The sequence below is a fragment of the Pseudomonas sp. R28(2017) genome, assembly GCF_002112505.1.
Classification (GTDB): domain Bacteria; phylum Pseudomonadota; class Gammaproteobacteria; order Pseudomonadales; family Pseudomonadaceae; genus Aquipseudomonas.
On the sequence record NZ_NEHW01000022.1, the window covers coordinates 1 to 26,811 of the forward strand.

The 26,811-nt window shown below is 65.1% G+C and carries 19 protein-coding genes and 1 riboswitch; of the genes, 10 read left to right on the top strand and 9 right to left on the bottom strand.

The features are described from left to right. Positions 1-314 precede the first annotated feature (314 nt). Complete coding sequence (locus CAF78_RS26045) at positions 315-992, bottom strand: DUF3313 domain-containing protein (RefSeq protein ID WP_085679467.1); 678 nt, start codon at positions 990-992, stop codon at positions 315-317. 259 nt (positions 993-1,251) lie between these two features. Here CAF78_RS26045 and CAF78_RS26050 point away from each other — a divergent pair, with 259 nt between their 5' ends. After that, the gene (locus CAF78_RS26050; protein ID WP_085679470.1) at positions 1,252-1,635 is read left to right on the top strand and encodes a type II toxin-antitoxin system RelE/ParE family toxin; all 384 of its coding nucleotides are present in this window, start codon (positions 1,252-1,254) and stop codon (positions 1,633-1,635) included. Continuing rightward, positions 1,616-1,921, top strand: a complete 306-nt coding sequence (locus CAF78_RS26055; RefSeq protein WP_085679473.1) for a DNA-binding transcriptional regulator — start codon at positions 1,616-1,618, stop codon at positions 1,919-1,921. The genes CAF78_RS26050 and CAF78_RS26055 overlap by 20 nt, the downstream gene beginning before the upstream one ends. 134 nt (positions 1,922-2,055) lie before the next feature. Here CAF78_RS26055 and CAF78_RS26060 read toward each other — a convergent pair whose 3' ends face one another. The 3 genes from CAF78_RS26060 to CAF78_RS26070 all read right to left on the bottom strand — a co-directional run bounded on the left by CAF78_RS26060 (position 2,056) and on the right by CAF78_RS26070 (position 5,880). Beyond that, on the bottom strand, positions 2,056-3,351 hold the full coding sequence (locus tag CAF78_RS26060; protein WP_085679476.1) for an FAD-binding oxidoreductase: 1,296 nt from the start codon (positions 3,349-3,351) through the stop codon (positions 2,056-2,058). A 14-nt stretch (positions 3,352-3,365) separates the two neighbouring features. Next, on the bottom strand, positions 3,366-4,454 hold the full coding sequence (locus tag CAF78_RS26065) for a polyamine ABC transporter substrate-binding protein (protein ID WP_085679479.1): 1,089 nt from the start codon (positions 4,452-4,454) through the stop codon (positions 3,366-3,368). A gap of 67 nt (positions 4,455-4,521) precedes the next feature. Beyond that, complete coding sequence (locus CAF78_RS26070) at positions 4,522-5,880, bottom strand: glutamine synthetase family protein (protein WP_085679482.1); 1,359 nt, start codon at positions 5,878-5,880, stop codon at positions 4,522-4,524. A 183-nt stretch (positions 5,881-6,063) separates the two neighbouring features. On the opposite strand from CAF78_RS26070, the gene CAF78_RS26075 reads away from it, so the two are divergent. Continuing rightward, positions 6,064-6,963 carry a helix-turn-helix domain-containing protein gene (locus CAF78_RS26075; RefSeq protein ID WP_085679485.1) on the top strand — a complete coding sequence of 300 codons (900 nt, stop codon included), beginning with the start codon at positions 6,064-6,066 and terminating at the stop codon, positions 6,961-6,963. A gap of 182 nt (positions 6,964-7,145) precedes the next feature. Continuing rightward, the gene (locus tag CAF78_RS26080; RefSeq protein ID WP_085679488.1) at positions 7,146-9,059 is read left to right on the top strand and encodes an AAA family ATPase; all 1,914 of its coding nucleotides are present in this window, start codon (positions 7,146-7,148) and stop codon (positions 9,057-9,059) included. A 36-nt stretch (positions 9,060-9,095) separates the two neighbouring features. Here CAF78_RS26080 and CAF78_RS26085 read toward each other — a convergent pair whose 3' ends face one another. After that, entirely contained in the window at positions 9,096-10,481 is a 1,386-nt protein-coding gene (locus CAF78_RS26085) for an aldehyde dehydrogenase family protein (RefSeq protein WP_085679491.1), read from the bottom strand. A 107-nt stretch (positions 10,482-10,588) separates the two neighbouring features. Between CAF78_RS26085 and CAF78_RS26090 the strand changes: the two genes are divergently transcribed. From CAF78_RS26090 to CAF78_RS26105, 4 genes are all read left to right on the top strand, one after another. Beyond that, the gene (locus CAF78_RS26090) at positions 10,589-11,455 is read left to right on the top strand and encodes a LysR family transcriptional regulator (protein WP_085679542.1); all 867 of its coding nucleotides are present in this window, start codon (positions 10,589-10,591) and stop codon (positions 11,453-11,455) included. A 77-nt stretch (positions 11,456-11,532) separates the two neighbouring features. Further along, complete coding sequence (locus tag CAF78_RS26095) at positions 11,533-11,976, top strand: hypothetical protein (RefSeq protein ID WP_085679494.1); 444 nt, start codon at positions 11,533-11,535, stop codon at positions 11,974-11,976. A gap of 56 nt (positions 11,977-12,032) precedes the next feature. Then, positions 12,033-12,779 carry a phytanoyl-CoA dioxygenase family protein gene (locus CAF78_RS26100; protein ID WP_085679497.1) on the top strand — a complete coding sequence of 249 codons (747 nt, stop codon included), beginning with the start codon at positions 12,033-12,035 and terminating at the stop codon, positions 12,777-12,779. A gap of 180 nt (positions 12,780-12,959) precedes the next feature. Further along, entirely contained in the window at positions 12,960-13,481 is a 522-nt protein-coding gene (locus CAF78_RS26105; RefSeq protein WP_085679500.1) for an acyloxyacyl hydrolase, read from the top strand. Positions 13,482-13,511: 30 nt separating this feature from the next. Here the strand turns inward: CAF78_RS26105 and CAF78_RS26110 are convergent, their stop codons facing one another. Beyond that, positions 13,512-15,647, bottom strand: a complete 2,136-nt coding sequence (locus tag CAF78_RS26110; RefSeq protein WP_085679503.1) for a TonB-dependent siderophore receptor — start codon at positions 15,645-15,647, stop codon at positions 13,512-13,514. Positions 15,648-15,886: 239 nt separating this feature from the next. Further along, positions 15,887-16,777, bottom strand: coding sequence for a universal stress protein (locus CAF78_RS26115; protein ID WP_085679506.1), 891 nt, complete (start codon positions 16,775-16,777; stop codon positions 15,887-15,889). A 120-nt stretch (positions 16,778-16,897) separates the two neighbouring features. Beyond that, positions 16,898-17,068: riboswitch (yybP-ykoY riboswitch) on the top strand. Between the two features lie 10 nt (positions 17,069-17,078). Between CAF78_RS26115 and mntP the strand changes: the two genes are divergently transcribed. Beyond that, positions 17,079-17,645 carry a manganese efflux pump MntP gene (gene mntP / locus CAF78_RS26120; protein WP_085679509.1) on the top strand — a complete coding sequence of 189 codons (567 nt, stop codon included), beginning with the start codon at positions 17,079-17,081 and terminating at the stop codon, positions 17,643-17,645. 2 nt (positions 17,646-17,647) lie between these two features. Here the strand turns inward: mntP and CAF78_RS26125 are convergent, their stop codons facing one another. Continuing rightward, positions 17,648-19,057: an efflux transporter outer membrane subunit gene (locus CAF78_RS26125; protein ID WP_085679511.1), complete on the bottom strand. Its 1,410-nt coding sequence runs from the start codon at positions 19,055-19,057 to the stop codon at positions 17,648-17,650. Positions 19,058-19,074: 17 nt separating this feature from the next. Then, a complete protein-coding gene (locus CAF78_RS26130) occupies positions 19,075-19,845 on the bottom strand; it encodes a helix-turn-helix transcriptional regulator (RefSeq protein ID WP_085679514.1) in 771 nt (256 codons plus the stop codon). A 415-nt stretch (positions 19,846-20,260) separates the two neighbouring features. On the opposite strand from CAF78_RS26130, the gene CAF78_RS26135 reads away from it, so the two are divergent. Beyond that, entirely contained in the window at positions 20,261-26,611 is a 6,351-nt protein-coding gene (locus CAF78_RS26135; RefSeq protein ID WP_085679517.1) for a non-ribosomal peptide synthetase, read from the top strand. Positions 26,612-26,811 lie beyond the last annotated feature (200 nt).

Consider the following 26,811-nt stretch of genomic DNA (forward strand, 5'->3'; position numbering starts at 1 on the left):
CCAGTTTGAAGGTGTATCGGGAAGGCAGACTTAGCGCCTGCCCACCCTGATATGTGCGTTGGTCGGGTGGAAGCGAAAGACAGTTGGCTCCTACGTTTGTTTCGGGCCAGTAACGCCTGTGACAGGCGCGCGCGACCGCCTTGTTGGTACGACACGATATCGCGGCATGCGCGAAGGCGTTCGCGCGCAAATCCCGTAGGAATAATTGGCCCGAAACAAACGTAGGAGCGAGCGCAGCTCGCGATGCGCCGCGCGGGCGGCGCTCGGTCGCATAGGCGCTGCAAAATCTGTGGTGTACACAGGGTGCCTTAACGTTACTTGCTCTTGTTCTTCAGGGTAATGAAGCTGGCACGCATGTCCTTGGCCCAGCCGTCGAGCACCGGCTTGACATCGTTCAGGGTCAGCTTGGTCTTGTCGTTCTCCAGTTCCTTGCCCGTGCCCTTGCGCACCACCTGGGCCAGTACCTTCTGGTTGCCGCCATCAAGGAAGGCCGCCTCGACACCCACATCCACTTCCTGGTCACGGCCACCCATGGCGGTGTTGACGCCTGCCGAAATCAGCGCGATCGGGATGAATTCATAAGGCTTGAGGCTTTCATTGCTGGTAGACACCGCGGTGATTGCCGGGCGTACCACGAGGGTGCCTGGGCCGGGCGCCTTGGCCAGGGGCAGCACGCTGCCCAGCTCACGGCGCAGGGCATCGTTGAAGTAGCGGGTGATTTCACTCAGCGTCTGCTGGGAGATGACTGCCGTCGCTTGCGGCTTGGGGTAGAACTGGCTGGGCTCGATGAAGACCTGCGAATACTGGTTGATGTTGACCTTGGGGTCGATCCAGCGCATCACCGATGCGCCGGATGGGCTTTTCGCTTCTTGCAGGCGGCTGTAGTCCTTGAGGAAGCCGGAATAATCCTTGGGGTCCACGCGGTTGCTGGAGCAGGCAGCCACAGCCAGCAAAGCGGCGCACAACAGGGTAACGCGGGGCAATGATTTCATGATGTTCAGGCATCCATGAGGGGTCGGCCAGAACAACGCTAGCAGGTGCTTGGCGGTTGGCCAGTGGTCGGGCGAAAAGCCGCCTGCAATTGCCCCCCTGATCGAGGTTTGGTCATGAGGTGACCACTGACGGCCAACGCCATCCGTACCCGGTTATGGTGCTGACATTTCCTACGGCGTGTGCGGAAGACGCTATCTATGCAGCCGTGGCGACCCTTGAAAAACTATACCCGTAACGGGTATGGTTTGGAGGCCGCTCATGGTAGTTCTCAAGCGCAGGGATTTTGCGCGCTGGCAGGCCGCGCAGAATCTTTCGGATGCGATGTTGTGCCAGGCGGTGAATGAGATGCGCAGGGGGCTGGTAGATGCCAGCCTTGGTGGTGAGCTGTTCAAAAAGCGAATTGCAGGGCACGGTGTGGGCAAGCGAGGCGGGTACCGGACAGTGCTCTCTGCTCGTATCGGCAAACGTTATGTGTTCCTCCACGGTTTCGCCAAGAGCGACAAGGCCAATATCACGCCGGAAGAACAAAAGGCACTGAGCTTCGCCGGCAAGGTTTTCCTTGAGCTATGCCCCATAGCCCTCAGTCGGGCATTGCAATCAGGTGTATTGATGGAGGTTTGCTGTGAGCAGCAAAATTGTTGAATCGTTGCGTGAGGATCTGGCCGTTCTTCATGAGGCCGGGGCCGTCGGCAAGGTTACGCTTCGGGATTTCGAAGTGCTCTGTCCTGCCCCGGTGCGGGATTTCAGCGCCCTGGACATTCGCCAACTTCGCGAGGCACTGAATTTCAGCCAGCCGGTGTTTGCGCTGCATCTGCATACGAGCGCTTCCACGGTGCGCAAATGGGAGCAGGGGGAAACGCGTCCGGCCGGTCCAGCTCTGAAATTGCTAAATGTGATTGCAATCAAAGGGTTACAAGCAATTCTTTAGGTGTTCTATGTGATATAGAGCTTTTTAAGAGATTTCTATTTAAATCAATAATTTATCGTATTATTTTCAAGTTGGTTGTTTTGATGGCCCGTCGCGAGCGTCGCATTCTCGCGACAGGTCCATCCAGCGTGTGCCTAGCCCAGCGCCTCGCGCAACCGGTACCACAACATCCCCAGTGCCAGCAGCGGCGAACGCAGCGCCTTGCCACCCGGGAACGTCAGGTGGGGTACTGCGCTGAACACATCCAGCCCCTGGCTCTGCCCCTGCGCGATGCCTTCGGCCAGCAACTTCGCCGTCCAGTGGGTCACGTTCAACCCGTGCCCTGAATAGCCCTGGGCATAGAACACGTTAGGGTGCTGGCTCAGCCGCCCCACCTGCGGGAAGCGGTTGGCGGTGATGCCGATCATGCCGCCCCACTGGTAGTCGATGCGCACATCGGCCAGTTGCGGGAACACCTTGAGCACCTTCGGCCGCATGTAGGCGGCGATGTCCTTGGGGTCGCGCCCGGAGTAGTGGCAGGCGCCGCCGAACAGCAGGCGGCGGTCGGCCGTGAGGCGGTAGTAGTCCAGGCCGACCTTCTGGTCACACAGGGCCATGTTCTGCGGGATCAGCGTGCTGGCGAGTGCTTCCGGCAGCGGTTCGGTGGCCACCACGTAACTGCCGGCAGGCAGCACCTTGCCGCTCAGGCGCGGCTCCAGTTCGTCGAGGTGGGCATTGCAGCCCAGCACCAGGCTCTGCGCCCGTACCTTGCCGCGTGCCGTGTGCAGGGTCACGGTGCGGCCGTGTTCGATGCGCAGCACCGGGCTCTGCTCGAAAATGCGCACACCCAGGCCGTGGGCCACGCGCGCCTCGCCCTGGACCAGGTCGAGCGGGTGCAGATGGCCCGAGCCCATGTCCACCAGGCCGCCGGCGTACTGGTCGCTGGCGACGATCTCGTGCATGCCCTGGGGCCCGACCAGGCGGGTTTCGTGGCGGTAGCCAAGGCTGGCCAGGTCTTCCTGTTCCGCCTTGAAAGCGGCGAACTGCGCCGGGGTGTTGGCCAGTTCGCAGAAGCCCCAGCGCAGGTCGCAGGCGATCGCATATTGTTCGATGCGGCGAGCCACCAGGGCCACCGACTCGATGCCGGCCTGCTGCAGGTAGCGCACGCCGTCCTGGCCGACGTAGCGGGCAAAGCCGCTGACATCATGGCCGATGCCGCGAATCAGCTGGCCGCCGTTGCGCCCGCTGGCGCCCCAGCCGATGCGCCGGCCTTCCAGCAGCACCACGCTGAGGCCGCGTTCGGCCAGTTCCAGGGCGGTGTTGACCCCGGTCAGGCCACCGCCGACCACGCACACGTCAGCTGTCAGTTCGCCGTCGAGGCAGGGGTAGGGCGCCGCGTTGCGCGCCGTGGCGGCGTAGTACGACGCGGTATGTTGGGTATCGAAAGGCATGGCGCGTTCTCGGTTCAGCGGTTGGACTTGATCTTGCTCCAGGAGCGGGTCATGACGCGCATGATCTTCGGGCTCGGGGTGCTCGAAATGTACAACTTGTCCAGCACGGCCTGGGGTGGGTAGATCTCGGGGTTGTCGACCAGCGCCTTGTCCATGTAGGCCTGGGCATCAGGGTTGGCGTTGGCGTAGCCGACCGTGGCACTGACCTTGGCGATCACCTTCGGGTCGAGCAGGTAGTTGATGAAGGCCAGGGCCTGTTCGGGGTTGTTGGCGTCCTTGGGGATCGCCAGCAGGTCGAACCACAGGTTGCTGCCTTCCTTGGGAATGCTGTAGGCGATCTTCACCCCGTTCTTCGCTTCCACGGCCCGGTTGGCCGCCTGGAACACGTCGCCGGAATAGCCGAAGGCCACGCAGATATCACCGTTGGCCAGGTCCGAGACGTACTTGGAGGAGTGGAAGTAGGTGATGTACGGGCGCAGTTCGAGCAGGCGCGCTTCGGCCTTGGCATAGTCGCCCGGCTTTTCGCTGCGCGGGTCCAGGCCCAGGTAGTTGAGCACCGCCGGGAACAGCTCGTCAGGCGAGTCCATGAAGGCCACACCGCATTGCTTGAGCTTTTTCAGGTTTTCCGGCTCGAACAGCGTCGCCCAGGAGTCGATATGGTCGACGCCCAACGCGGCCTTGACCTTTTCGACGTTGTAGCCGATGCCGTTGGTGCCCCACAGGTACGGCACCGCATATTGGTTGCCTGGGTCGTTCTGCTCGAGTTGCTTGAGCAGCTTCGGGTCCAGGTGCTGCCAGTTCGGCAGCTTGCTGCGGTCCAGTGGCAGGAACGCACCGGCCTGGGCCTGGCGGGCCAGGAAGTGGTTGGACGGCACCACCACGTCGTAGCCGGTGCGGCCGGCGAGCAGCTTGCCTTCCAGGGTTTCGTTGGAGTCGAATACGTCATAGACGACCTTGATCCCGCGGCTGGCCTGGAAGTCGGCCAGGGTCGTGTCACCGATGTAGTCGGTCCAGTTGTACACGCTGACGCTGGGCGTGGCCTGGGCGGCGGCGCCGAACAGCAGGGCGAATGTGGCGGGGATCAGGGCTTGCAGATGACGCATGTCGACACCTCGTTGGTCTTGTTCTTTGAGTTCGGTGCAAGGGGGGGCGCCTGGCGCCCCCGGGGAATCACACGCTCAGCAGCAGGAACTCGCGCTCCCAGGAACTGATCACGCGCTTGAAGTTCTCGTGCTCGGCGCGCTTGACCGCCACGTAGCCCTGGACGAACTGCTTGCCCAGGTACTGCTGCACGGTCTCGCAGTCTTCCATGTGCTGCAGCGCATCCTCGATGGTGATCGGCAGCCGCAGGTTGCGCCGCTCATAGGCACGGCCCTGTACCGGCGCGCTCGGCTCGATCTTCTCGACCATACCCAGGTAACCGCACAACAGGCTGGCGGCGATCGCCAGGTAAGGGTTGGCATCGGCACCCGGCAGGCGGTTCTCCACCCGCATGGCATCCGGGCTGGAGGTCGGCACGCGCAAGCCGGCGGTGCGGTTTTCCTCGCCCCACTCGACGTTGACCGGTGCCGAGGTGTCCGGCAGGAAGCGGCGGAACGAGTTGACGTTCGGCGCGAACATCGGCAGCAGCTTGGGGATGTACTTCTGCAGGCCACCGATGTGGTGCAGGAACAGCTCGCTCATGCTGCCATCGTCGTTGGCGAACACCGGCTTGCCGGTGGCGATGTCGACCACGCTCTGGTGCAGGTGCATGGCGCTGCCGGGCTCATCGGTGATCGGCTTGGCCATGAACGTGGCGGTGACGTTGTGCTTGAGCGCGGCTTCACGCATGGTGCGCTTGAACACGGTGATCTGGTCGGCCAAGTCCAGCGCATCGCCGTGGCGGAAGTTGATCTCCATCTGCGCCGGGCCGTCTTCGTGGATCAGCGTGTCCAGGTCAAGGCCCTGCAGTTCACACCAGTCGTAGACGTCTTCGAACAGTGGGTCGAATTCGTTGGCGGCGTCGATCGAGAACGACTGGCGCCCGCTTTCGGCGCGGCCCGAACGGCCCAGCGGTACCTGCAGGGGCAAGTCCGGGTCTTCGCAGCGCTGGGTCAGGTAGAACTCCATCTCCGGCGCGACAATCGGCTGCCAGCCCTTGTCGGCATACAGCTTGAGCACCTTCTTCAGCACGTTGCGCGGCGACAGCTCGATCGGGTTGCCCTGCTTGTCGAAGGTGTCGTGGATGACGATGGCGGTGGGTTCGATGGCCCACGGGATCTGGTACACCGCCGTCGGGTCGGGGCGGCAGACCATGTCGATATCGGCCGCATCGAGCAGGCTGTAGTAGATCTCGTCATCGACATAATCGCCGGTGACGGTCTGCAGCAGCACGCTTTCGGGCAGGCGCATGCCGCGCTCGTGAAGGAACTTGGCGGTCGGTGCGATCTTGCCGCGGGCGATGCCGGTCAGGTCGCTGATCACGCATTCGACTTCAGTGATGCGGTGTTCTTTCAGCCAGGTGGACAGCTGATCGAAGGGGGCGTTCATACAGACCTCTTGGTTGGGTTTTTTTGTGGGAGCGGGCTGGCCCGCGAAAGCCGTTGGGTGGTTTTCAATGGGTTACGCTTCCCAGGTGACACGCTGGAGACTATCTTGGGCGCAGGCCCGCAAAGCCATCTATCCACTTTCTTCGGCAATGAATGCACCAAAAGAGTGCAAATAGGACAAAGCGTGACAACGCCCAATGCCTTGCAGGTCCAGGCTTTCCACACCACGGATGTCACCGAACAGGTGCGCGCCACACCCGGCTGGCAGCAACAATACCGGCAGATGTCGCCCGGGCATTTCAGCGGCCAGCTGCGCTGCCTGGGGCTCGATGGCGTGGAGGTGTACGAAGAGCGCCTGAACACCCGGGTCGAGCAGTTCTTCCGTGCGCCGAGCGGTTCGCTGGCGTTTTGTTTCGACCAGAGCGAAAACAGCCTGTACCTGCTCAACGAGCAGAGCCGCAACATCTGGATCACACCAGAGAACTACCAGGAAGTGGCCGTGGTATTCGACCAGGCCTTTCTGGCCCGCCACGGTCTGGACCCGCAACGGCTCGAAGGCTTGTTCATGGTGCCGCTGGGCAGCGGGCAGAATGCGTTGTTCGGCAGCTGGCTGAGCGCCACCTTGACCCGCCTTGGCCAGGCGGATTGCCCGCTGCAAGGGCAGGCACTGGCCGAGCAGTTGCTGGAGGATTGCCTGTTCATCCTCGACAACGCCTGCCAGCGCCTGCAAGGCGGGGCGCTGGGGCGGCGTGGCGAGGAACGGGCGATCATGCAACGGGTCAGCGAATGGGCCGCAGATTGCCCGGAAGAAACCCTCAATCTGGTGGAGTTGGCCGAAGTGGCCGGTGTGTCGCTGCGCCAGTTGCAGCAGGCGTTCAAGGCCTTCACCGGGATGCCGCCGGCGCACTGGTTGCGCTTGCGTCGGCTAAACGGCGCACGGCGCGATCTGTTGCGCGGCGGCGAGGTGACCGTGGCTGAAGTGGCGATGCGCTGGTCGTTCTGGCATTTGGGAAGGTTTTCAGAGAGTTACCGGCAATTGTTCAAGGAGTTTCCGAGCGAGACGCTCAAGCGGGGCAGGGGCTGATTTTTTTGTTGTCCGCTCCGGCCTCTTCGCGGGCGAGCCCGCTCCCACAGCGATAACACCAGGCTTCAGGGCAGTGACATACCTGTGGGAGCGGGCTCGCCCGCGAAGAGGCCAGAACAGACTAACCAGCATTCCCTTTGGAAAATTGCTATCGTGCCCGGCAGTTTCCACCCGAGGTCCCGATGCTCTACCTGCCTTTGCCCAGCGACCAGGCCGACCGCCTGGCCAGCGCGCCCACCGCCACCGACTTCTTCCCGACCGCCAGCCTGCTGGAGGCGGCCGCCGTGCTGTTCGTGCAGAACCTGCCGCGCCAGCCGGCCAGCGCCTCGGCGGACGCGCAGGAGCGCCGCTTCGCCGAGATCGTGCGCATCGCCAATGAGGTCGAAGGCGCCGCCCCGGGCCGCTTCCAGGGGCAGGTCGCGCAGCATTTCGACCGCGAAGCGTTCGCCATGGGGCTGGGCATGCTGGGTGAGAATGGCGTCGCCCTGGTGTCGGTCGAAACCGAATACCAGGCCGACGAGTTCCAGGACGCCGAAGGCCAGTGGAATTTCCAGTTCGCCGACACCTACCGCCAGCGCGTGACGCCGCTGCACCCGGTGTACCTGCCGTCGCTGGCCAGCGACCTGTTGCTCAGCGACCAACAGAACCGCCTGCTGCGCGAGTTCCTGAGCGGCGTCGACGAATCGGTTGCCGTGCAGGGGTTCGCCGGCACCGGCAAGACCTTCCTCATTCACCAGTTCGCGCGCCTGCTCGACCCTCAGCGCACCTTGTTGCTGGCCCTCACCGAAGGCCAGCTGCGGGCATTGCAGGCGCGGGTGAAGGATGCCCAGGCCTACACTGCGCTGACCTTCGGCCAGCTGGCCGACGAAATCCTCAACCGGGACCTCACCAGCAATGGCTGGCGGCTGCGCGACCCGTACCGCACCAAGCTGTCCTGGCGCCCGCAGGAGGCCCAGGTGGTGCGCTGGTTGAACATCCCCGACATCGGCCCGCTTGCCGCGCGCGATGTGGTGGCCCTGTGCATCAAGGCCGTGCGCAGCTTCTGCCGCAGCGGTGACAGCCAGTTGCAGCTGCATCACCTGCCCTGGGCCGGGCCGGGCACCTCACCGCTGGACCAGGAAGTGCTGCTGGAAAAGGCCCGCCTGTACTGGCAGGAATTGATCCGCCCCTCGGCGCGGGACATCCAGCTGCCGGTACGCGATTACCACCGGGTCAAACTGTTGTCGTTGACCGCCGAGGTGATCGACAGCCGCTACAGCCACGTCATCGTCGATGAAGCCCATGAGTTGTCCGCGCCGATGCTCGCAGTGCTCGACCGCAGCCCGCAGTCGGTCATCGCCCTGGGCGACGAGCTGCAGAACCTCAATGGCCTCAGCCCGCACCACGGCAACTTCATCCGCCAGCGCTACATCGACCATTCGTTGCGCGCCGGCCCGGCCATGGACGGCGTGCTCAACCCGTTGATCCAGGCGCACCCGGCCGCCATCCAGGCAGCCTTCAGTGGCAGTGCCGAGCATTACACGCGGGTGAGCTTCTTCGACACGGTGACGGTGCCCGAGCAACCGACCGCGTTGATCGTCGATGATGAATGGGGCCTGTTCGGCTGGTTCCAGCGCCTGACCCACCAAGGGGTGCCGTTCGTGCTGCTGCAAAGCGCGCGCAAGGACTTCGAGCTGTTTGTCGAGGATTGCATCGAGCTGTACCGCTACGGCACCCGGGCCCGTCACCCGATGCTGTTCCGCTATCCCAACTGGCAGGCGCTGGAGCAGGACAAGGGTGACGACAAGGCCTTTGTCGCCGTGGCCGGCATGCTGCGCAAAGGCTACACCCCGGAGCATTTTGCCAAGGCCAAGAGCCGTTACCGCTGGGACAAGGCGCCGAAGCTGTTCCTTGGGCGGGTGCGGGATGTGAAGAACATGGAGTTCGCCCGGGTCATGGTATCGCCGGAGTTGATGGTAGCGCCGACCACGACGGGCAATCGCAACGAGCGGGCGCGGCTGCTGGCAGGGCTGTATACCGCCTGTTCGCGGGCGCGGTATGAACTGATCGTGCCGGGGGGGATGCTGGACTGGGTCAAGGACCAGGTCCGGGATTGAGAGCTTGGGGCCGCATAGCGGCCCCAGGGCATCGAATCAGTTACGATCCAGCCACACAGTCTGGGCATTGGTGAACTCGCGCACACCAAAGTGCGACAGCTCACGCCCGAAACCGCTCTTCTTCACGCCACCAAACGCCACGCGGGGGTCGGAAGCGCAGTAGCCGTTGATGAACACGCCACCAGTGTCCAGCGCGGCGGTCATGCGCTCGGCCAGCGCATAGTCGGCGGTGTAGATGGTCGACGCCAGGCCGAACTCGCTGTCGTTGGCCAGTTCCACTGCATGGTCGGCATCCCGGGCCGTGATGATCGCCGCCACCGGCCCGAACAGCTCCTGCTTGAAGGCAGTCATGTCCGGTGTGACGTTGGCGAACACAGTCGGTGCGTAGAAGTTGCCCACACCTTCGACCTTGTTGCCGCCCAGCAGCAGGGTGGCGCCTTCGGCCAGCGTCGCCTGGACCTGGCCATCCAGCTCGTCACGCAGGTCGTAACGGGCCATCGGGCCGATGTAGGTGTCGTCTTCCAGCGGGTTGCCGACCTTCAGTTTGCGCGTGGCTTCGACGAACTTTTGAGTGAACGCCTCGACGACGCTGGCTTCGATGATCAGGCGCTTGGCGGCGGCGCAGACCTGGCCGGTGTTCTGGTAGCGGCCAATGACGGCGGCCTGCACCGCAGCATCCAGGTCGGCATCGGCCAGCACGATGAACGGGTCGGAACCGCCCAGTTCCAGTACGCATTTCTTCAGCGCCGCACCCGCCTGGGCACCGATGGCCATGCCGGCACGCACGCTGCCGGTCAGGGTCACGGCGGCGATGCGCACGTCGTTGATGGCGCGGGTGACACCCTCTGGGGTGACGTTCAGCACCTCGAACACGCCTTCAGGCAGGCCGGCGTCCTTGAACAGCTCACCCAGCAGGTAGGCGCTGCCCATCACGTTCGGCGCGTGCTTCAGTACATAGGTGTTGCCCGCCAGGATCGCCGGCACCGCGCCGCGCAGCACCTGCCAGACCGGGAAGTTCCACGGCATCACGGCGAGGATCGGGCCCAGCGGGCGGTACTCGATGCGGGCTTTCTCGACCTGGGTCGGCTCTGCAGCCAGCATGGCCGGGCCGTGCTCGGCATACCAGCGGCACAGGCCGACGCACTTGGCGACTTCACCACGGGCCTGGGCGATCGGCTTGCCGATTTCGCGGCTGATCATCTGCGCGAAGGCTTCGGCCTTGGCTTCGAGGGTGCTGGCCAGGGCGAGCAGGTACTCGCTGCGCTGACCCAGCGACACTTGGCGCCACTGGCCGTAGCCGGCCTTGGCGCGTTGCAGCGCCGCTTCCAGTGCGGCGTCGGTGTCGAAGGGGTAGGCGCCAATCTGCTCGCCGCTGAAGGGGTCGACGGAGATGGCGTGGGTCAGGCTGCTGATCGCACTCATGGCGGGACACTCTCGTTGTTGTTAATCAGTGACGCCAGACTAGTGGGCTATGGCTTTAATGAAAACTGAATAATAATGAGCGAAACATTCACGTTTGGAGAATGACTGTGGACCTGGTGCAACTGGAGATCTTCAAGGCCGTGGCCGAGCAGGGCAGCATCAGCGCCGCCGCCCAGCATATCCATCGGGTGCCGTCGAACCTGACCACCCGTATCAAGCAGCTGGAGGAAGACCTTGGCGTCGAGTTGTTCATCCGCGAAAAAAGCCGCCTGCGCCTGTCGCCGGCCGGCTGGAACTTCCTCGAGTACACCCGGCGCATCCTCGACCTGGTGCACGAGGCGCGGCTGACCGTGGCCGGCGAGGACCCGCAGGGCACCTTCGCCCTGGGCTCGCTGGAGAGCACGGCGGCGGTGCGAATCCCGGCCCTGCTGGCCGCCTACAACCAGCGCTACCCCAAAGTCGACCTCGACCTGTCCACCGGGCCTTCCGGGACCATGCTCGAAGGGGTGCTGTCGGGGCGCCTGGTGGCGGCCTTCGTCGACGGCCCGGTGCTGCACCCCACGCTCGAAGGCATGCCAGTGTTCGAAGAGGAGATGGTGATCATCTCGCCGCTCAACCACGCCCCGGTGACCCGTGCCCAGGACGTCAACGGCGCGAGCATCTATGCCTTCCGCGCCAACTGCTCGTACCGCCACCACTTCGAGAACTGGTTCGTCCAGGATCAGGCGGTGCCCGGCAAGATCCACGAAATGGAGTCGTACCACGGCATGCTTGCCTGTGTCAGCGCCGGTGCCGGGCTGGCCATGCTGCCGCGCAGCATGCTCGACAACATGCCCGGCTGCAGCACGGTCTGTGCCTGGCCGATGCAGGAGCAGTTCCGCTACCTCAAGACCTGGCTGGTATGGCGTCGCGGCACGGTTTCGCGCAGCCTGAGCATGTTCGTGAAACTGCTCGAAGAGCGCCGCGCCGCCTGACCACGTGTCTGCGCGAACGCCAGCCGCTGCGCAGCGTCAGATAATAGGTAAGCCATCCCCATACGGAGGGGCGAACCATGCGTAATCATCACTATGCCCTCGGCGCAACCTTGCTGCTTGCGCTGGCATTTCCCTGGACCCTGGCCGCTGCGGCTGACCTGAATGCCCCGATCGACATGCAGGCCGTGCAGTTGCAGCCCCAGGAACAGAACGGCATCCGCTACCTGGAAGGCGGCATCGGCCAGGACGAAGCCAATGCCCTGCGCCACACCAAAGGCTATGACCTGCACGTCGAGCTTTCGACCGGGCCGGGCGGCCAGTTCGAAAGTGGCGCTTCGGTGGATATCCAGAATGCTCAGGGCAAGTCGCTGTTGAGCCTTCAGGATGCCGGCCCATTGGTCTATGTGCAGCTGCCGCCAGGCCAGTACAAAGTCATTGGCCAGGCAGGCGGCACCACGGTCCAGCAGCAGGTGACCGTCAATGGCAAGGCACCCGCGACGGCAAACCTGAACTGGCGCTGAGTGGTAAAACAACAGAGGAGTACGTCTGTACTCCTCACATCGAGGAGCACCGCACCATGAGCCTCGACGTTCAGTTGCAACAGCTAGACGAGCGGGGCTATGTGTTGCTCCCCGGTGTGCTCGAACCCCTGCGCATCGCCTTGCTGCGCTGCGCCATCGATGACCTGCAGCCGCTTCATTGGGACTATCAGGGGCTGCTGGAGCATTACAAGTGTGTCTTCAATCGCAACCCGCTGTGGTTGCCGTTTCTCGATCTGCCGCCAGTGATCGCGCTCGCCGAGGCGGCGCTTGGCCAGGACTGCCACGTCATAGGCCAGACTGCCTGGCGCAGCCACCCTGGCTACCCCGGCATGGACTTGCATCTGGATCACTTGCCCATGGCGTTGCCGGACTGGTTGCGTGAACGCGGTGACTTCGTCCAGCCCATGCAGATTCTCACCGCGCAGGTGTACCTCAGCGACATCGACCACCCCATCGGCCCCACCTGGATCGTGCCCGGCAGCCACCGTGCGGCGCGCGCACCACAACCCGGTGAACAGCATTGGCAGGGGCGTGAGGCCCAGCCGGTACTGTGCAAGGCGGGTGACGCGCTGGTGTTTCGCAGCGATGTCTGGCACAGCGGCGGCGCCAACTGCAGCAATACCCGCGAGCGTGACATGCTGCAGGTGCACTATGGCCGGCGCATGGTGGCGCAGAAGTTCTCCCCCTACCTGAACTGGCAGTTCAACCCTCAGGTGCTGGAAGAGGCCACACCCCGGCAGCGGCGGCTGTTGGGCGAGCATGAGGAGGCCGAATACGACTGAGGCGGTTCGTTAGCGTAGGTAAATTCAAGCAATGCTGGCAATTCACTTTCAACTTTCTGATTATCTGGACAATAATCAGAAAAGTATTACCTCGTGTGACCGGTTGGATGCACCGGTCACCGCAAAAATCGAGGGGCCCAAGCCCCCACAGCCCGCGTTGACCATCAGGAGAAGTCATTGATGAAAACCCGTCTCGCCAGCACGCTGGCCGCCGCCCTATTGGCCCTCGCCGGCACCCCTCTGGCCCAGGCCGCGCAGGTTTCCGCTGCCGTGGGGGCCACCAGCCAGGGCGACATGACCTACCGCCTAGGCATGTCGTTCGACTGGGACCAGAAGTGGCTGCAAAGTGACATCGGGTATGTAACGGGTTATTGGGATGCGGCCTACACCTACTGGGAAGGCGGCGATGCCAGCGGCGCCCATTCGCTGTCGTTCAGCCCGGTGTTCACCTACGAATTCAGTGGTTTCACCTACACGCCTTATGTGGAAGCCGGCATCGGCCTGGCGGCCTTCTCCAAGACCGACGTGGGCGACCAGCGCCTGGGTTCGTCGGTCAACTTCGAAGACCGTATCGGCTTCGGCCTGAAGTTGCCGGGCGAGCAGAAAGTGGGGATCCGTGCGATTCACTACTCCAATGCCGGCATCAAGCAGCCGAACGATGGCATCGAATCGTACTCGCTGTTCTACAGCAAGGGCTTTTGATGCAGGGGGCCGCAATGCGGCCCCAGCATTTCAGAAGGTGTAGGAAACCCCGGCCTGCACCGTGCGCGGCGCACCCGGGTAGACGTAGGTATTGAACGCCCCCTCGTCATACCCCTTGTTGAACACGTTCTTCACGTCCAGGTTCAAGCGCACGTGCTCGTTGACCTTGTAGAAGCTCAGCAGGTCGACCACGCTGTAGCGCTCCATGGTGTAGGTAGTGGCCGCCGTCTGCCCGGCGCGGTCATCCACATACTTCACGCCAACCCCCAGGCCCAGCCCCTTGGCCAGCCCGTCCTGGAACTCATAGGTGTTGAGCAGGCTGAAGCTGTTGCGCGGGATGTTCGCCAGGCGGGTGCCGGTGGGGATGCTGTTGTCCTTGGTCACCTCGGCGTCGACATAGGCGTAGCCGCCGATCATTCGCCATTCCGGCGTCAGGTTGCCCGCAACGTTGATGTCCAGGCCGCGGCTGCGCACTTCGCCGGCCGCCACGCTGTAGGTGCCGCTCGGGTCGTTGGGGTCGCGGGTCAGCACGTTTTCCTTGACGATGTGGTAGATCGCCGCGTCCAGGCTCAACTGGCGGTCCAGCGCCTCCCACTTCACGCCCAGCTCGTATGATTTGCCCTTTTCCGGGTCGAAGCCCGTGCCTTGCAGGCTCGCGCCGCTGTTGGGCTTGAACGAGCGTGCGGTGTTGGCGTAGACGGCAACGGTATCGGTCAGGTCGTAGATCAGGCCCAGGCGCGGGGTGACGCCATTCTCGCCCTTGTTGAAGTCACCGGCATTGTTGAGCTTGTTGTCGTAGTCATGCTCGAAGCGCTCGAAACGCACCCCGGCGAGCGCTTTCAGGCGCTCGGTCAGGGCCACCTGGTCCTGGATGAAGGCTGCCCAGGTCTTGAGGTTTTCCTTGTCATGGGTGGTGGTGCGGGTCAGGGCAGGGCGCGGCTGGCCCAGTACCGGGTCGAAAATGTCGATCGGGTAGGCATTGGCGCCTGCGGCCGAACGCTGGATGATCGAGTTGTAGTCGTAGTCTTCGTACTCGATGCCGGTGAGCAGGGTGTGGGCGAAGCCGCCGGTGTCGAAGTGGCCGGTGAGGTTGAGCTGGTAGTCGCGGTCGGTCCATTCCAGCTTGCGGTAGTTGAAGTTGCGCCCCAGCGTGCGGCCATCGGCCTGCAGGCCGTTGGCTTCCACGGCGTTGCCCTTGAGCGAGCCGTCCAGCCATTGCATGCCGCCGCCCAAGGTCCAGTTGTCGTTGAGCAGGTGCTCGAAGCGCAACTGGGCCATGTTGTTGTCGTTGTGCAGCAGGTTGTCGCTGCCTTTTTCCCAGATGTTGGTGTCGCGCGAAGCCGTGCCGAGCTGGCCGGGCAGGCGGGTCAGGCCGCGATCGAGCGGGTGGTTGTTGCGCATGAAGTCGCCTTCGAAGATGACCCTGGTGGCATCGTTGACCTGCCAGCTGATCACCGGTGCGACGTCATAGCGCTCGCTCTCGACGTCGTCGCGGAAGCTCTCGCCGCCTTCACCCAGCACGTTCAGGCGGTAGGCCAGCGAGCCGTCGCTGTTCAGCGGGCCAGTGGCGTCGAGGGTGGCGCGGTGCATGCCCTGGTCGTCGAACTGGCTGCCGAGGGTGACCTTGGGCTCGCTCAGCGGCTGCTTGCTGACCACGTTGAAGGTACCGCCTGGGTCACCACGGCCGTACAGGCTGGTGGCCGGGCCGCGGATCACTTCCAGGCGCTCGACGGTGTTGGCGTCGGGGGCGTTGGGGTAGCCGCGGTTGATCGGGAAGCCGTTGCGGTAGAACTCGCCAGTGGTGAAGCCGCGTACGGTGAAGGTGGTCAGGCCCTGGCCGCCGAAATTGTTGGCGCGGCCGACACCACCGGCATAGTCCAGGCCATCCTGCAGGCGGGTGGCGCCGGTATCTTCGAGCACATCCTTGGGCACTACGCTGATCGATTGCGGGGTTTCGTGCAGGGCGGTGTCGGTGCGTGTGGCACTGGCCGAGCGGCTGGCCTTGTAGCCCTCCACCGGGCCATCGGCGCGCTCGCTGTCGGCGCTGCTGGTGATGTTCAGGGCCTGGAGTTCGATCTGGGCGCTGTCACCGAGTGGTTCGGGCTCGGCAAAGGCCAACGGGGAGAGAGCTTGAAGCACACAAAGCGAAACGAACGTGCGACGCATCGACGGTACGATCCTGAAGTAGGGCGCTGAAGGAAAGTGTTGGAAGCGTCGAGAAACTACTACGAATCATTATCAAATGCATTCTTTTTAAGTGGCACTGGTGTGCCAGATACCATGTGGTTGTCTGTGCCGGCCTCTTCGCGGGCAAGCCCGCTCCCACAGGGGGCCCGCAGCGCTTCAAGCTGTTGGTATACCTGTGGGAGCGGGCTTGCCCTCGAAACGGCCTGTTCAGGCAATGCTCAGTGAGCGGCCTTGATCGCCAGCACATTGCACAGCGGATGCTCCAGCACATGCGCGGTGGTGCCGCCCAGGAACGTCTGCATCGCATCATGCCGATGGCTGCCCATCACGATCACATCGACCCGGCTGTGGCTGACGAACTGGGCAATTGCGCGGATCGCCGCACCCTCGACAAAATGCCGCCGCTCCAGCGGAATCTGGTGGTGGTCGCCCAGCCGGTTGAATGCCGCCCGCTGCGCTGTGCGCACGCTGGCATCGAACCCCGGCATGGTGACGGTGCCGGCACCAAAGTCGGCGATATGGGTCTTGGCCGCATCACATACATGCAGCAGGTGCAGTTCGGCATCGCATTGCAGGGCCAGGGCATGGGCGCTGTGGATCACCTGGTCGTCCAGGTGTTCGCCCGCACCATGGCAGTTGAGGTCGACCGCCGCCGCAATCTGCCGGGGCAGTGGCAGGCGGATGTCGCTGACCAGGTGCACGGCCACCGGGCTTTCCTTGAGCAACTGCCAGTCCAGCGGCGTGACCAGCAGGCGCTTGAGCACCGGTTCGTGCTGCACGTCCTTGATCAACAGGTCGCACCCCAGCTGTTCGATCCGCTCGAGCGCACTGCCCAGCGGGTCGCGGGTCAGCAGCAGTTCGGTGGACACATCGAGCCCGGCGTTGCCCAGTTGCTCGGCCTGGTCGGCCAGCCACTGACGGTTGTCACCAAGCAGTCGCTCGCGCTCGCGGCCGTCGCTCATCAGGCCGAAGGTGTCGACATCGTCGACGAATACATTGATATCCAGCAGGGCACCACTGGACTCGGCCAGCGCCGCCGCGCGCTGCAGCGCCGGAGTATGGCGCATTTGCGGGCCGAGCATGACGAACAGACGCTTGAACTGGCTCATCGCACACCTCCACGTGTGGCAGCCCCCCGGTTCATGCCATGTCATCTGGTCTGTACAGTCTAGACCCGGTTGCGCCGGGCAAAACCCTTCACGCTTTTTTCACCTGGCGCTGGTATCATCGCGCCACTCATTGGGGAGTAGCCTGCCTTCGCGCCCTGCGAAGGCGCTCTGGTCAACATATTTGGCAACCTGCCATGGCCAGCGCATCCACCCGGATTGGCGAGACCAACGACCTTCCTGCAGCCAAGCCGGGCCTGCAGGTCGTCTGTCGTTGACTCGTTGCCCGGCTGGAGTCCGATCGTTGAATCCCATTTCCCTCGTCTTTCTCGCCTTCGCCATGTCCACCGATGCCTTCGCGGCCGCCATCGGCAAAGGGTCGAGCCTGCACAAGCCACGCTTGGCCGAAGCACTGCGCACAGGCCTGATCTTCGGTGTCATCGAAGCCATCACCCCGGTCATCGGCTGGCTGCTGGGCCAGGCAGCCAGCCAGTACGTCGAACAGTGGGACCACTGGATCGCCTTTACCCTGTTGCTGCTGCTCGGCGCGCACATGGTGCATGCCGGGCTGAAGCCGGATGACGAAGAGGAAGAGAAGCAGAGCCAGCACTCGTTCTGGATCCTGGCGGTGACCGCCGTGGCCACCAGCATCGACGCCCTGGCAGTGGGCATCGGCCTGGCGTTCGTCGATGTGAACATCTGGGTAGCGGCAGCAGCGATCGGCCTGGCGACCATGACCATGGTGACCATCGGCACCATGCTCGGGCGGGCGTTGGGCTCGGTGGTGGGCAAGCGCGCCGAGATCATGGGGGGCATCGTGCTGATGCTGGTGGGGGCGACCATCCTGTATGAGCACCTGAGTGCTGCATGAGGTTACCGAGGCCGCTCAGCGGCCTCCTGCCACCCACCACCCAGCGCCGCGTACAGGTTCACTTCCGCCACCAGCTGCGCCAGTCGGTCACCGATCAAACCCTGCTGCGCCGTAAACAGCGAGCGCTGTGCATCGAGAAAGGTCAGGCTGCTGTCCACGCCGATCCGGTAACGATGCTCGGCCAGGTTGTAATAACGCTGGTTCGACGCCACCAGATCGCGCTGGGCCTGCAACTGACGCTGGTAGGTGGCCCGCGCCGCCAGGCCATCGGCCACTTCCTGGAACGCGCTCTGGATGGCCTTCTCGTACTGCGCCACCTGAATGTCCTTCTGCAGCTCTGCATAGTCCAGGCTGGCGCGCAGGCTGCCAGCGGTGAAGATCGGCAGGCTGATCTGCGGTTGGAACAGCCAGGTCCCGCTGCCGCCGTTGAACAGGCCGCTCAACTGCGGGCTGGTGCTACCAGCGTTGGCGGTGAGGCTGATGCTGGGGAAGAACGCCGCCCGCGCTGCGCCGATGTTGGCATTGGCCGCGCGCAGCTGATATTCCGCCTGGACGATGTCCGGTCGGCGGCGCAGCAGGTCCGAGGGCAAACCTGCCGGCAGCCCGGCGATCTGCTCGTCAGCCAGGGGCAGGGCGGCCAGGTCGTCATCCACGGCCGCACCGACCAGCAAGGTCAGCTGGTTGAGGTCCTGGGCCACCTGGCGCTTGTAGCGCGCCACGCTGGCACGGGTGCTGTCGACGCTGGTGCGTGACTGGATCTGGTCCAGTGCCGATACCGTGCCGGCGCGGCGCTGGGCGCTGGTCAAACGCAGGCTGCGCTCGTCGGCGGCCAGGGTTTCCTGTGACAGTACCAGCAGCTCCTGGTCGGCTCGCCAGGTCAGGTAGGCGCTGGCCACGCTGGCCACCAGGCTCAGTTGCGTGCTGCGCCGCGCCTCTTCACTGGCCAGGTAGGTCAGCAGCGCCTGGTCACTGAGGCTGCGCACGCGGCCGAACAGGTCCAGCTCGTAGGCGCTGATGCCCAGCGTTGCGGCGTAGGTCGAGCTGATCACGCCCTGGTCGGTACCGGTCATGCCCCGCGGCAGGTACTGGCGCTCGCCGGTGGCGTCGGCAGACACCTTGGGCAGCAGGTCGGCACGCTGGATGCGGTACTGGGCGCGGTAGGCCTCGACGTTCAGCGCCGCCTCGCGCAGGTCGCGGTTGTTGGTCAGGGCGCTGTCGATCAGCTGGCGCAGCACCGGGTCGTGGAACACAGGGCGCCAGTCTTCGGCGGGGGGGTGGGCCAGCGCATCACCTTGATAGGCCGGGCCCTGCGGGAACTGCCCCGGCACAGGAACGGCGGGGCGCTGGTAGTCCGGCACCAGGGAGCAGCCGCACAGCAGCGCGGCGCACAGGGTCAGGGCATGTCGGGGCATCACAGGTTCTCGTGCAGTCAGGCGCCGGCCATCCATTTCGCCAGCCCATGGCGGCCACTGACCCCCAGCTTGGCGGTGGCGCGCTTGAGGTAGGTTTCGATCGAACTGTTCTTCACGTTCAGCTTCTGTGCCATTTCCGGCACTGTGCCGCCTGTCAGCAGGCCGATGCACACTTCCTCTTCACGGCTGGAAAGCCGGACGGCTTCCTGGACCAGGCGCTCGCCAAAAGCGTGGCGCAACGAGCCTGTTTCAAGCTCCGCGAGGGGGGCGCCGACGCGGCGCACCAGGCCCTGCCCAAGCAACTGGCCATGGTGCTCGACCAATGGCAGCAAGGTGTCGGAAAGGCTCTTGAGTTGGGACAGTTCAGCCAGGGAAAACGCCCTTTGACCGGGCAGGCGGTGGAAACAGATGACCCAACGCCGGTCGCCGCTGCACGACACCAGGTGGCATTGATGGGGATGCTGGGCGTCCAGCGGGGCCTTGAACTCGATCAGCAGCGGGTCGTCCATCTGCATGATGCTCTGCAGCAACGGGTGGCGCAGCGCCTCGTTGCCCGGCCGTTGCTGCGCAAGGCCGGCACTGCCCAGCAGCCTGATGCGGCTGACGCTGGCCTGGCGTGGGTCCAGGGTCCATTCGCTGAGCTCGAGCCTGTGGATCGGTACCTGGGCATCGACCAGGCGCAACATCTGTGCGGCGAAACCGTCGGCGCCGGTGCTGGCGATCAGCTCACCCAGTTGCAGGTACAGCTGAGGGTCGGGGCGGTGTGCGAGGCTGGCGGTCAGCTTCATGTGCTTTCTTCCTTGATTCAAAGCGTTACGGCGGGTGGTCTCGCGGTCGAGTGCTCCGGGTGGCGGGGTGGGTGACGGTATTCAAGCCCGCAGCAGGGGCTGCGTCTGTAATGGAAAACCGGGACAGAAAACGCCACCAATGCCGACTGGCCAAGTAGGGTATGAACCTGTGGTTTTGGGCAAATGGCCTGGAATGGCCAGTGAAATGGCGTCATATCCCTGACGTTTCGCTGCCGTTCCTGCTCAACAGGCGGTGGCGTAAGCCATCCAGGGCGGCCAGCTATGGTTGATTTCCTACAGGCTTTTCAGCTGCCATTGATACGCACTCCGGTTGTCCGGGTTTAGCGGGCCATACAGTGTGCAGAGGGGGTGCTTGAATCCGCGGATGTTCAAGCCAAGAAGGACCTGCCCCCCCATGCCTGCCGCCGAAACCTTTGCCCTGACCGTTGCCCAGCGTGATATCTGGCTGGACCAGATCGGCCACGGCGATTCGCCGCTGTACAACATTGGCGCCTATGTCGAGCTCGAAGGCGCCGTGGATGTCCCGCGGCTGTGCAGGGCGCTGGCGCACCTGGTGGCACTGCACGAAGGCTTGCGCACGGTCCTGGTGGCGCCAGACGGGCACGGAGGCGTACCGCGCCAGTACTTTGCCGACACGCTGACGGTGGATCTGCCCGAGCACGACCTGCGCGCTGCCGCAGACCCCAAGGCCGCCGCCCAGGCGCTGCTCGACAGCTGCATGCAAAAACCGTTTGTGCTGGGCGCCGGCGCCCTGTGGGGCACCCAGCTGATCCGGCTGGGCGAGCAACGCTACCTGTTCGCGCTGCAGGCGCATCACCTGATCCTCGACGGCTGGGGGGTGGACCTGTGGTTCAAGCGGGTCGCCGACTACTACAACCTGCTGGGCCAGGGCCTGCCCTTGCCCGACAGCGCGCCCGGTTACCGTGAGTTCATCGAGGACGACAGCCAGTACCAGGCGTCGGCCCGTCATGGCCGTGACCGGGACTACTGGCTGGGCAAATACCAGCAGCTACCCGATGCCTTGCTGGCGCCGCGTGAGCGCGGGCAGGTGGCAGGCGGCGAGCCCAGCGCGGCCCTCGATCTGCCCTTCGACAGCCAGTTGCTGGCGCGCATGAGCGCACTGGGCAGCGAACTGCAGGCGTCGGCCTTCCACGTGCTGCTGGCGGCGATGCACGTGTGCTGCACGCGCACCTGGCAACGTGACCAATGGGTGGTTGGTGTGCCGGTGCGCAACCGTGCCAGTGCACGGTTCAAATCGACCCTCGGGCTGTTTACCCAAGTCAGTGCCCTGCGCATGGACTTTACCCGCAACCCGTCTTTCGCCGAGCTGGTACGCAGCATTGCTGATGCGCTGAAACAGGACTTTCGCCACCAGCGCTTCGCCCTCAGCGAGCTGAACCGCGCGCTTGGCGCCCTGCGCGAAGAACGGCCGCAGTTGTTCGAGCTGATGGTGTCGTATGAGGAAGATGGCAACGCGCTGTGCTTCGGCGAGGTTTGCGGCCATACGGTGATGACCTGCAACCACCACGAACCGACGCCACTGAGCCTGCACCTGCGCAGCAACCCGCACAGCGGCAAGGCCCGCCTGCACCTGGTGCACAACCTGGCCTGGTTCGGCAAGGACGAGGTCGCCGCCCTGGCCGAACGGCTCCTGCACGTGCTGCGACAAGGGCTGGAACAGCCAGGGCTGAGCGTCGCCGACTTTGACCTGGTCACGGCCGATGAGCAGCTGCAGTTGCAGCAGTGGAACCAGGCGGCGGTCAGCGAAGGGCAGCAGGAGCAACTGATTCACCGACGGATCGAGGCCCAGGCCAGGCGAAGGCCAGAGGCCCTGGCGGCGCTGCACGGCGGCCAACGCCTGAGCTACGGCGAGCTGAACGGGCGCGCCAACCGGTTGGCGCAGCGGCTGATCGGCCTGGGTGCAGGCCCCGACCAGCGGGTCGCGGTCGTGGCCCAGCGCGGGCTGGACACCCTGGTCGGCCTGCTGGCGGTACTCAAGGCCGGCGCCGCCTACGTGCCGATCGACCCGGCACACCCGCAAGAACGCCTGGCCTACCTGCTCGAAGACAGCGCGCCGTGCGTGGTGCTGAGCCATTCCCGGTTCAGCGCACGCTTGCCAGCCCACGGCCTGCCACAGATCGAACTGGACCACGGCACCTGGCAAGCGGCAAGCGCCGAAGCGCCTGTGGTCGCGGCGCTCGCGCCAGCCAATCTGGCCTATGTCATCTACACCTCCGGCTCCACCGGCCTGCCCAAGGGCGTGATGGTCGAACACCGCATGCTGGCCAACCTGGTCGACTGGCACTGCGATGCTTTCGGCCTTGGGCCTGGGCGCCAGCAGTCGAGCCTGGCCGGTTTTGGTTTCGATGCCATGGCCTGGGAAGTCTGGCCAGCCTTGTGCAGCGGTGCGACTCTGCACCTTGCGCCGGTACGTGAAGGTGCCGAAGACATCGATGCCTTGCTCAGCTGGTGGCGTGCGCAGCCGCTGGACGTGAGCTTCCTGCCGACGCCAGTGGCCGAGCATGCCTTCGCCCAGGGCGAGCTGCACCCGACCCTGCAGACCCTGCTGGTCGGCGGCGACCGCCTGCGGCGCCTGGCCCGCGAGCGCCGTTACCGGGTGATCAACAACTATGGCCCCACCGAAACCACGGTGGTGGCCACTTCGGGTGAAGTACACAACGGGCAGGCGCTGCACATCGGCGGGCCGGTCGCCAACACCCGCCTGTACGTGCTGGACGCGCAGCAGCGGTTGCTGCCCCCTGGTGCCGTCGGGGAGTTGTACATCGCCGGCCATGGCGTCGCGCGCGGTTACCTGAACCGCCCCGAACTGACTGCCGAGCGCTTCCTCGACGACCCGTTCAGTGCGCACCCCGGGGCACGCATGTACCGTAGCGGCGACCTGGTGCGCTGGCGGGCCGACGGCACCCTGGAATACCTCGGGCGCAACGACGACCAGGTGAAGATCCGCGGCGTCAGGGTCGAGCTGGCCGAAATCGAAGCGGCGCTGAGCAGCCATGCGGCCGTGCGCGAAAGCGTGGTGCTGCTCCGTGAGGGGCAGCTGCAGGCCTGGTATATCGCCGAGTCGGCAGTCACGCCACGGGCACTGCTCGAGCACGTGCGCCAGCGCTTGCCCGCCGCCTTGCTGCCCGTGGCCTACGTCAGCCTGGCCGGCTGGCCGCTGACGGCCAACGGCAAGCTTGACCGCCGCGCCTTGCCGGCTGCGGATGAAGCCGCGATGGTACGCCGCGAGCATGAAGCGCCGCAGGGTGAAATCGAGCAGCGGCTGGCCGTGCTCTGGGCCGAACTGCTGCAGGTCGAGCGGGTAGGGCGCCAGGACCACTTCTTCGAACTGGGCGGCCATTCGCTGCTGGCGGTGCAACTGATCGAGCGCCTGCGTCAGCAAGGGCTGCAAGCTGACGTGCAGGTGCTGTTCGGCCAGTCGACCCTGGCCAGCCTGGCGGCGACGGTGGAGGTCGCCGAAGCCGCGGCAGTGCCTGCCAATGGCGTGGCGCCGGGCTGCCTGCGCATCACCCCCGACATGCTGCGGCTCGCCGCACTCGACCAGCCGACCATCGAGCAGATCGTCGCGACGGTGCCGGGCGGCGCCGCCAACGTGCAGGAAATCTACCCGCTCGCCCCGCTGCAGCAAGGGCTGCTGTACCACCATGTGAGCGAAGCCCAGGACCCCTACCAGCAGCAGGCGCTGTTCGCCTTCGCCAGCTGCACGCAACGGCAGGCGTTCATCGAGGCCTTGCAGCAAGTGATCGAGCGCCATGACATCCTGCGCACCAGCCTGGCCTGGGAAGGGCTGCAACAGCCCCAGCAGGTGGTCTGGCGCCAGGCCCGCCTGCCGGTGGAACGCTGGGCTGCGCCCACAGCGGGCGACCTGGCCGCGCAAGTGTGCAAGGCCTTCGACCCGCAACGACGGCCGCTGGACCTGCGCCAGGCACCGATGATGGCGATGGTCACCACCGAGGACCCGGGCCAGGGCCGCTGGCTCGGCCTGCTGCGCTTCCATCATCTGGTCAACGACGCGGTTTCCCTGCAGGTGCTGCTGGGCGAACTCGAAGCCTTGATGCGCCCGCGTGGCGAGCCACTGCCAGCGCCAGTGCCATACCGCAACTATGTGGCACTGAGCAGCAATGGCGAACGGCAGGCGCGTCACGAGCGCTATTTCCGCGAACAGCTGGCTGGCATCGAGCCGCCGGCCGCGATCCCCGGGCTGGGCGGGATCGCGGTGGATGAACATGACCTGCACAGCCATGGCGCCACCCTCGATGCCGCGTTGAGCGAGCGCTTGCGCCAGCAGGCCCGGCGCCACGGCGCGAGCCTGGCCAGCCTGCTGCACCTGGCCTGGGCCCAGGTGCTCGGCAGCTTGTCGGGCCGTGACGAGGTCGTGCTCGGCACCGTGCTGCTGGGCCGGACCATGGCCGGCAACGGCGCCGACCGCGCCCTGGGCATGTTCATCAACAGCCTGCCGCTGCGCGTCAACCTGGCAGCCGGCCCGGTGAGCCAGGCCTTGAGCGAAACCCATGCGCGCCTCGCCAGCCTGCTCGGCCACGAAGATGCCGCGCTGTTGCTGGCCCAACGCTGCAGCGGGCTGCCGGCAGGCACTTCGCTGTTCCAGGGCCTGATCAACTACCGCCAGGGTGGCTTGCCACAAGGCGAAGTGCTGCCGGGCGTGACACTGTTGCAGGCCAGCGAAGTGCTGAGCCACGGCCTGGTGCTGAGTGTCGATGACCTGGGCGACACGCTGCAGCTTGGCCTGCGTGCGCCGCGTGCGATCGGCGCGCCACGGGTGCTCGCCAGCCTGCTGAGCACACTGCGCCAGTTCGCCGATGGCATGGCCAGCCCCCTGACTGCACTGTGCAGCGTGCCGGACGACGAGCTGCAACGGCTGCTGCACAGGTTCAACGCCAGCGAAGACCGGCAAAGCCCACTGACCCGCACGCTGCCCGCCCTGTTCGAGGCCCAGGTGCAGCGCACACCGCTGGCCCTTGCCCTGCAGGCCGACGATGCTGCCCTCGACTACTACACCCTCAATGCCCAGGCCAACCGCCTGGCCCATCGCCTGATTGCCCTGGGCGTCGGTGTGGATGCGCGGGTGGCGGTCTGCGTCGAGCGTGGCGTCTCGATGATGGTCGCGCTGCTGGCCGTGCTCAAGGCCGGCGGCGCCTATGTGCCGCTCGACCCAGGCTACCCGGCCGAACGCCTGCGCTTCATGCTCGACGACAGCGCGCCAACCGTGCTGCTGGTGCACAGTGCCACGCTCGGGCTGTTCGATGCGCTGGCCGTGCCGGTGTTCGACCTTGACCGTGACGACTGGCAGGCGTGCAGCGCGCAAAACCCGCACGTGCCGGGCCTCGGGCCGTCCGGGCTGGCCTACGTGATGTACACCTCCGGTTCCACTGGTACGCCAAAGGGCGTGATGATCGAGCACCGCGGCCTGTGCAACCTGATGCACTGGGGCTCGCAGATCTGCCCGCCACAGCCGGGCGGGGCGTTGCTGCAGCGTGCGCCGTTCAGTTTCGACGGCTCGGTCTGGGAACTGTTCTGGCCGCTGGTGGCCGGCCTGCGCCTGGTGTTGGCGCGGCCTGACGGGCACCGGGACCCGGCCTATCTGGTGCAACTGGTGCAGGCACGGCAGGTGACGATCATGAAGTTCGTGCCAGCGTTGTTGCATCAGTTTCTGGAAACGCCGGGCGTCGAGCGTTGCAGCAGCCTGACCGATCTGTTCTGCGGCGGTGGCGAACTGACCCTGGCGCTGCTGCAGCGCATTCGCCAGTGCCTGCCGCAGGTCCGCGTGCACAACGTCTACGGGCCTACCGAGGCGACAGTCGACAGCACCGCCTGGACCTTGCGGCCCCATGAGCGCCTGCCCGGGCTGGCACCGCCGATTGGCCGGCCGATCGCCAACACCCGCCTGTATGTGCTCGACGCGCATGACCGGCCGGTGCCGTTGGGGGCGGTGGGGCAGTTGCACATCGGCGGCGTTGGCGTGGCCCGTGGCTACCTGGGCTTGCCGGCACTGCAGGCCGAACGTTTCATCGCCAGCCCCTTCGTCGAGGGTGACCGGCTGTATCGCACCGGCGACCTGGTGCGCTACCGCCAGGACGGCGAACTGGACTTCGTCGGACGCAACGACTTTCAGGTCAAGCTGCGCGGGTTGCGGGTAGAGCTGGGTGAGATCGAGGCCGCGCTGGCGGCGCACCCGCAGGTCGGGCAAAGCGTGGTGCTGATGCGCGAGGAGCGGCTGGTGGCTTACTTCACCTGCCGCGATGGGAAGCAGACCCCGGCCTTGGCGGTGCTGCGCAGTCACCTGCTGGCGCGCATGCCCGAGTACATGGTGCCGCAGGCGTTCGTTGCGCTGGCTGCGCTGCCGTTGAGCCCCAATGGCAAGGTCGACCGCCGGGCGCTGCCGGCGCCGGGTGCCGATGCGGTGATCTGCCGCGAGTACCAGGCGCCGCAGGGTGACCTGGAAACCGCGCTGGCGGCGATCTGGACCGAGGTGCTGAAGGTCGAGCAGGTGGGGCGTGAGGACAATTTCTTCGAGCTGGGCGGGCATTCGTTGCTGGCGGTGAGCCTGGTGGCGCGCATGCGCCAGGCCGGCTTGCATGTCGATGCCCGGACCTTGTTCAGCCAGCCGACGTTGGCGGGGCTGGCGGCCAGTGCCCGTCGGGAGCAGGTGGCGGTGGTGATACCGCAGACGACCATTCCGAGCTTGGGGAAACGGCGGCGGATTTGAGGGGTTCGCCTTGTAATTTTTGTCGCCGGTGAGATCGAGCGCCGCCCGCGCGGCGCTCGATCTCACCGGCGCCGAAAAACTCAAGCCAGGATTTCCCCTGCCGCACACCCCTCTGTCCCCGCTTCCCATGTCAGACCACCCGGTCACGATCCTTTAGCGTGTCGACGATCTCCCCTCCAGGCAAAGCAGGATGCTTACCG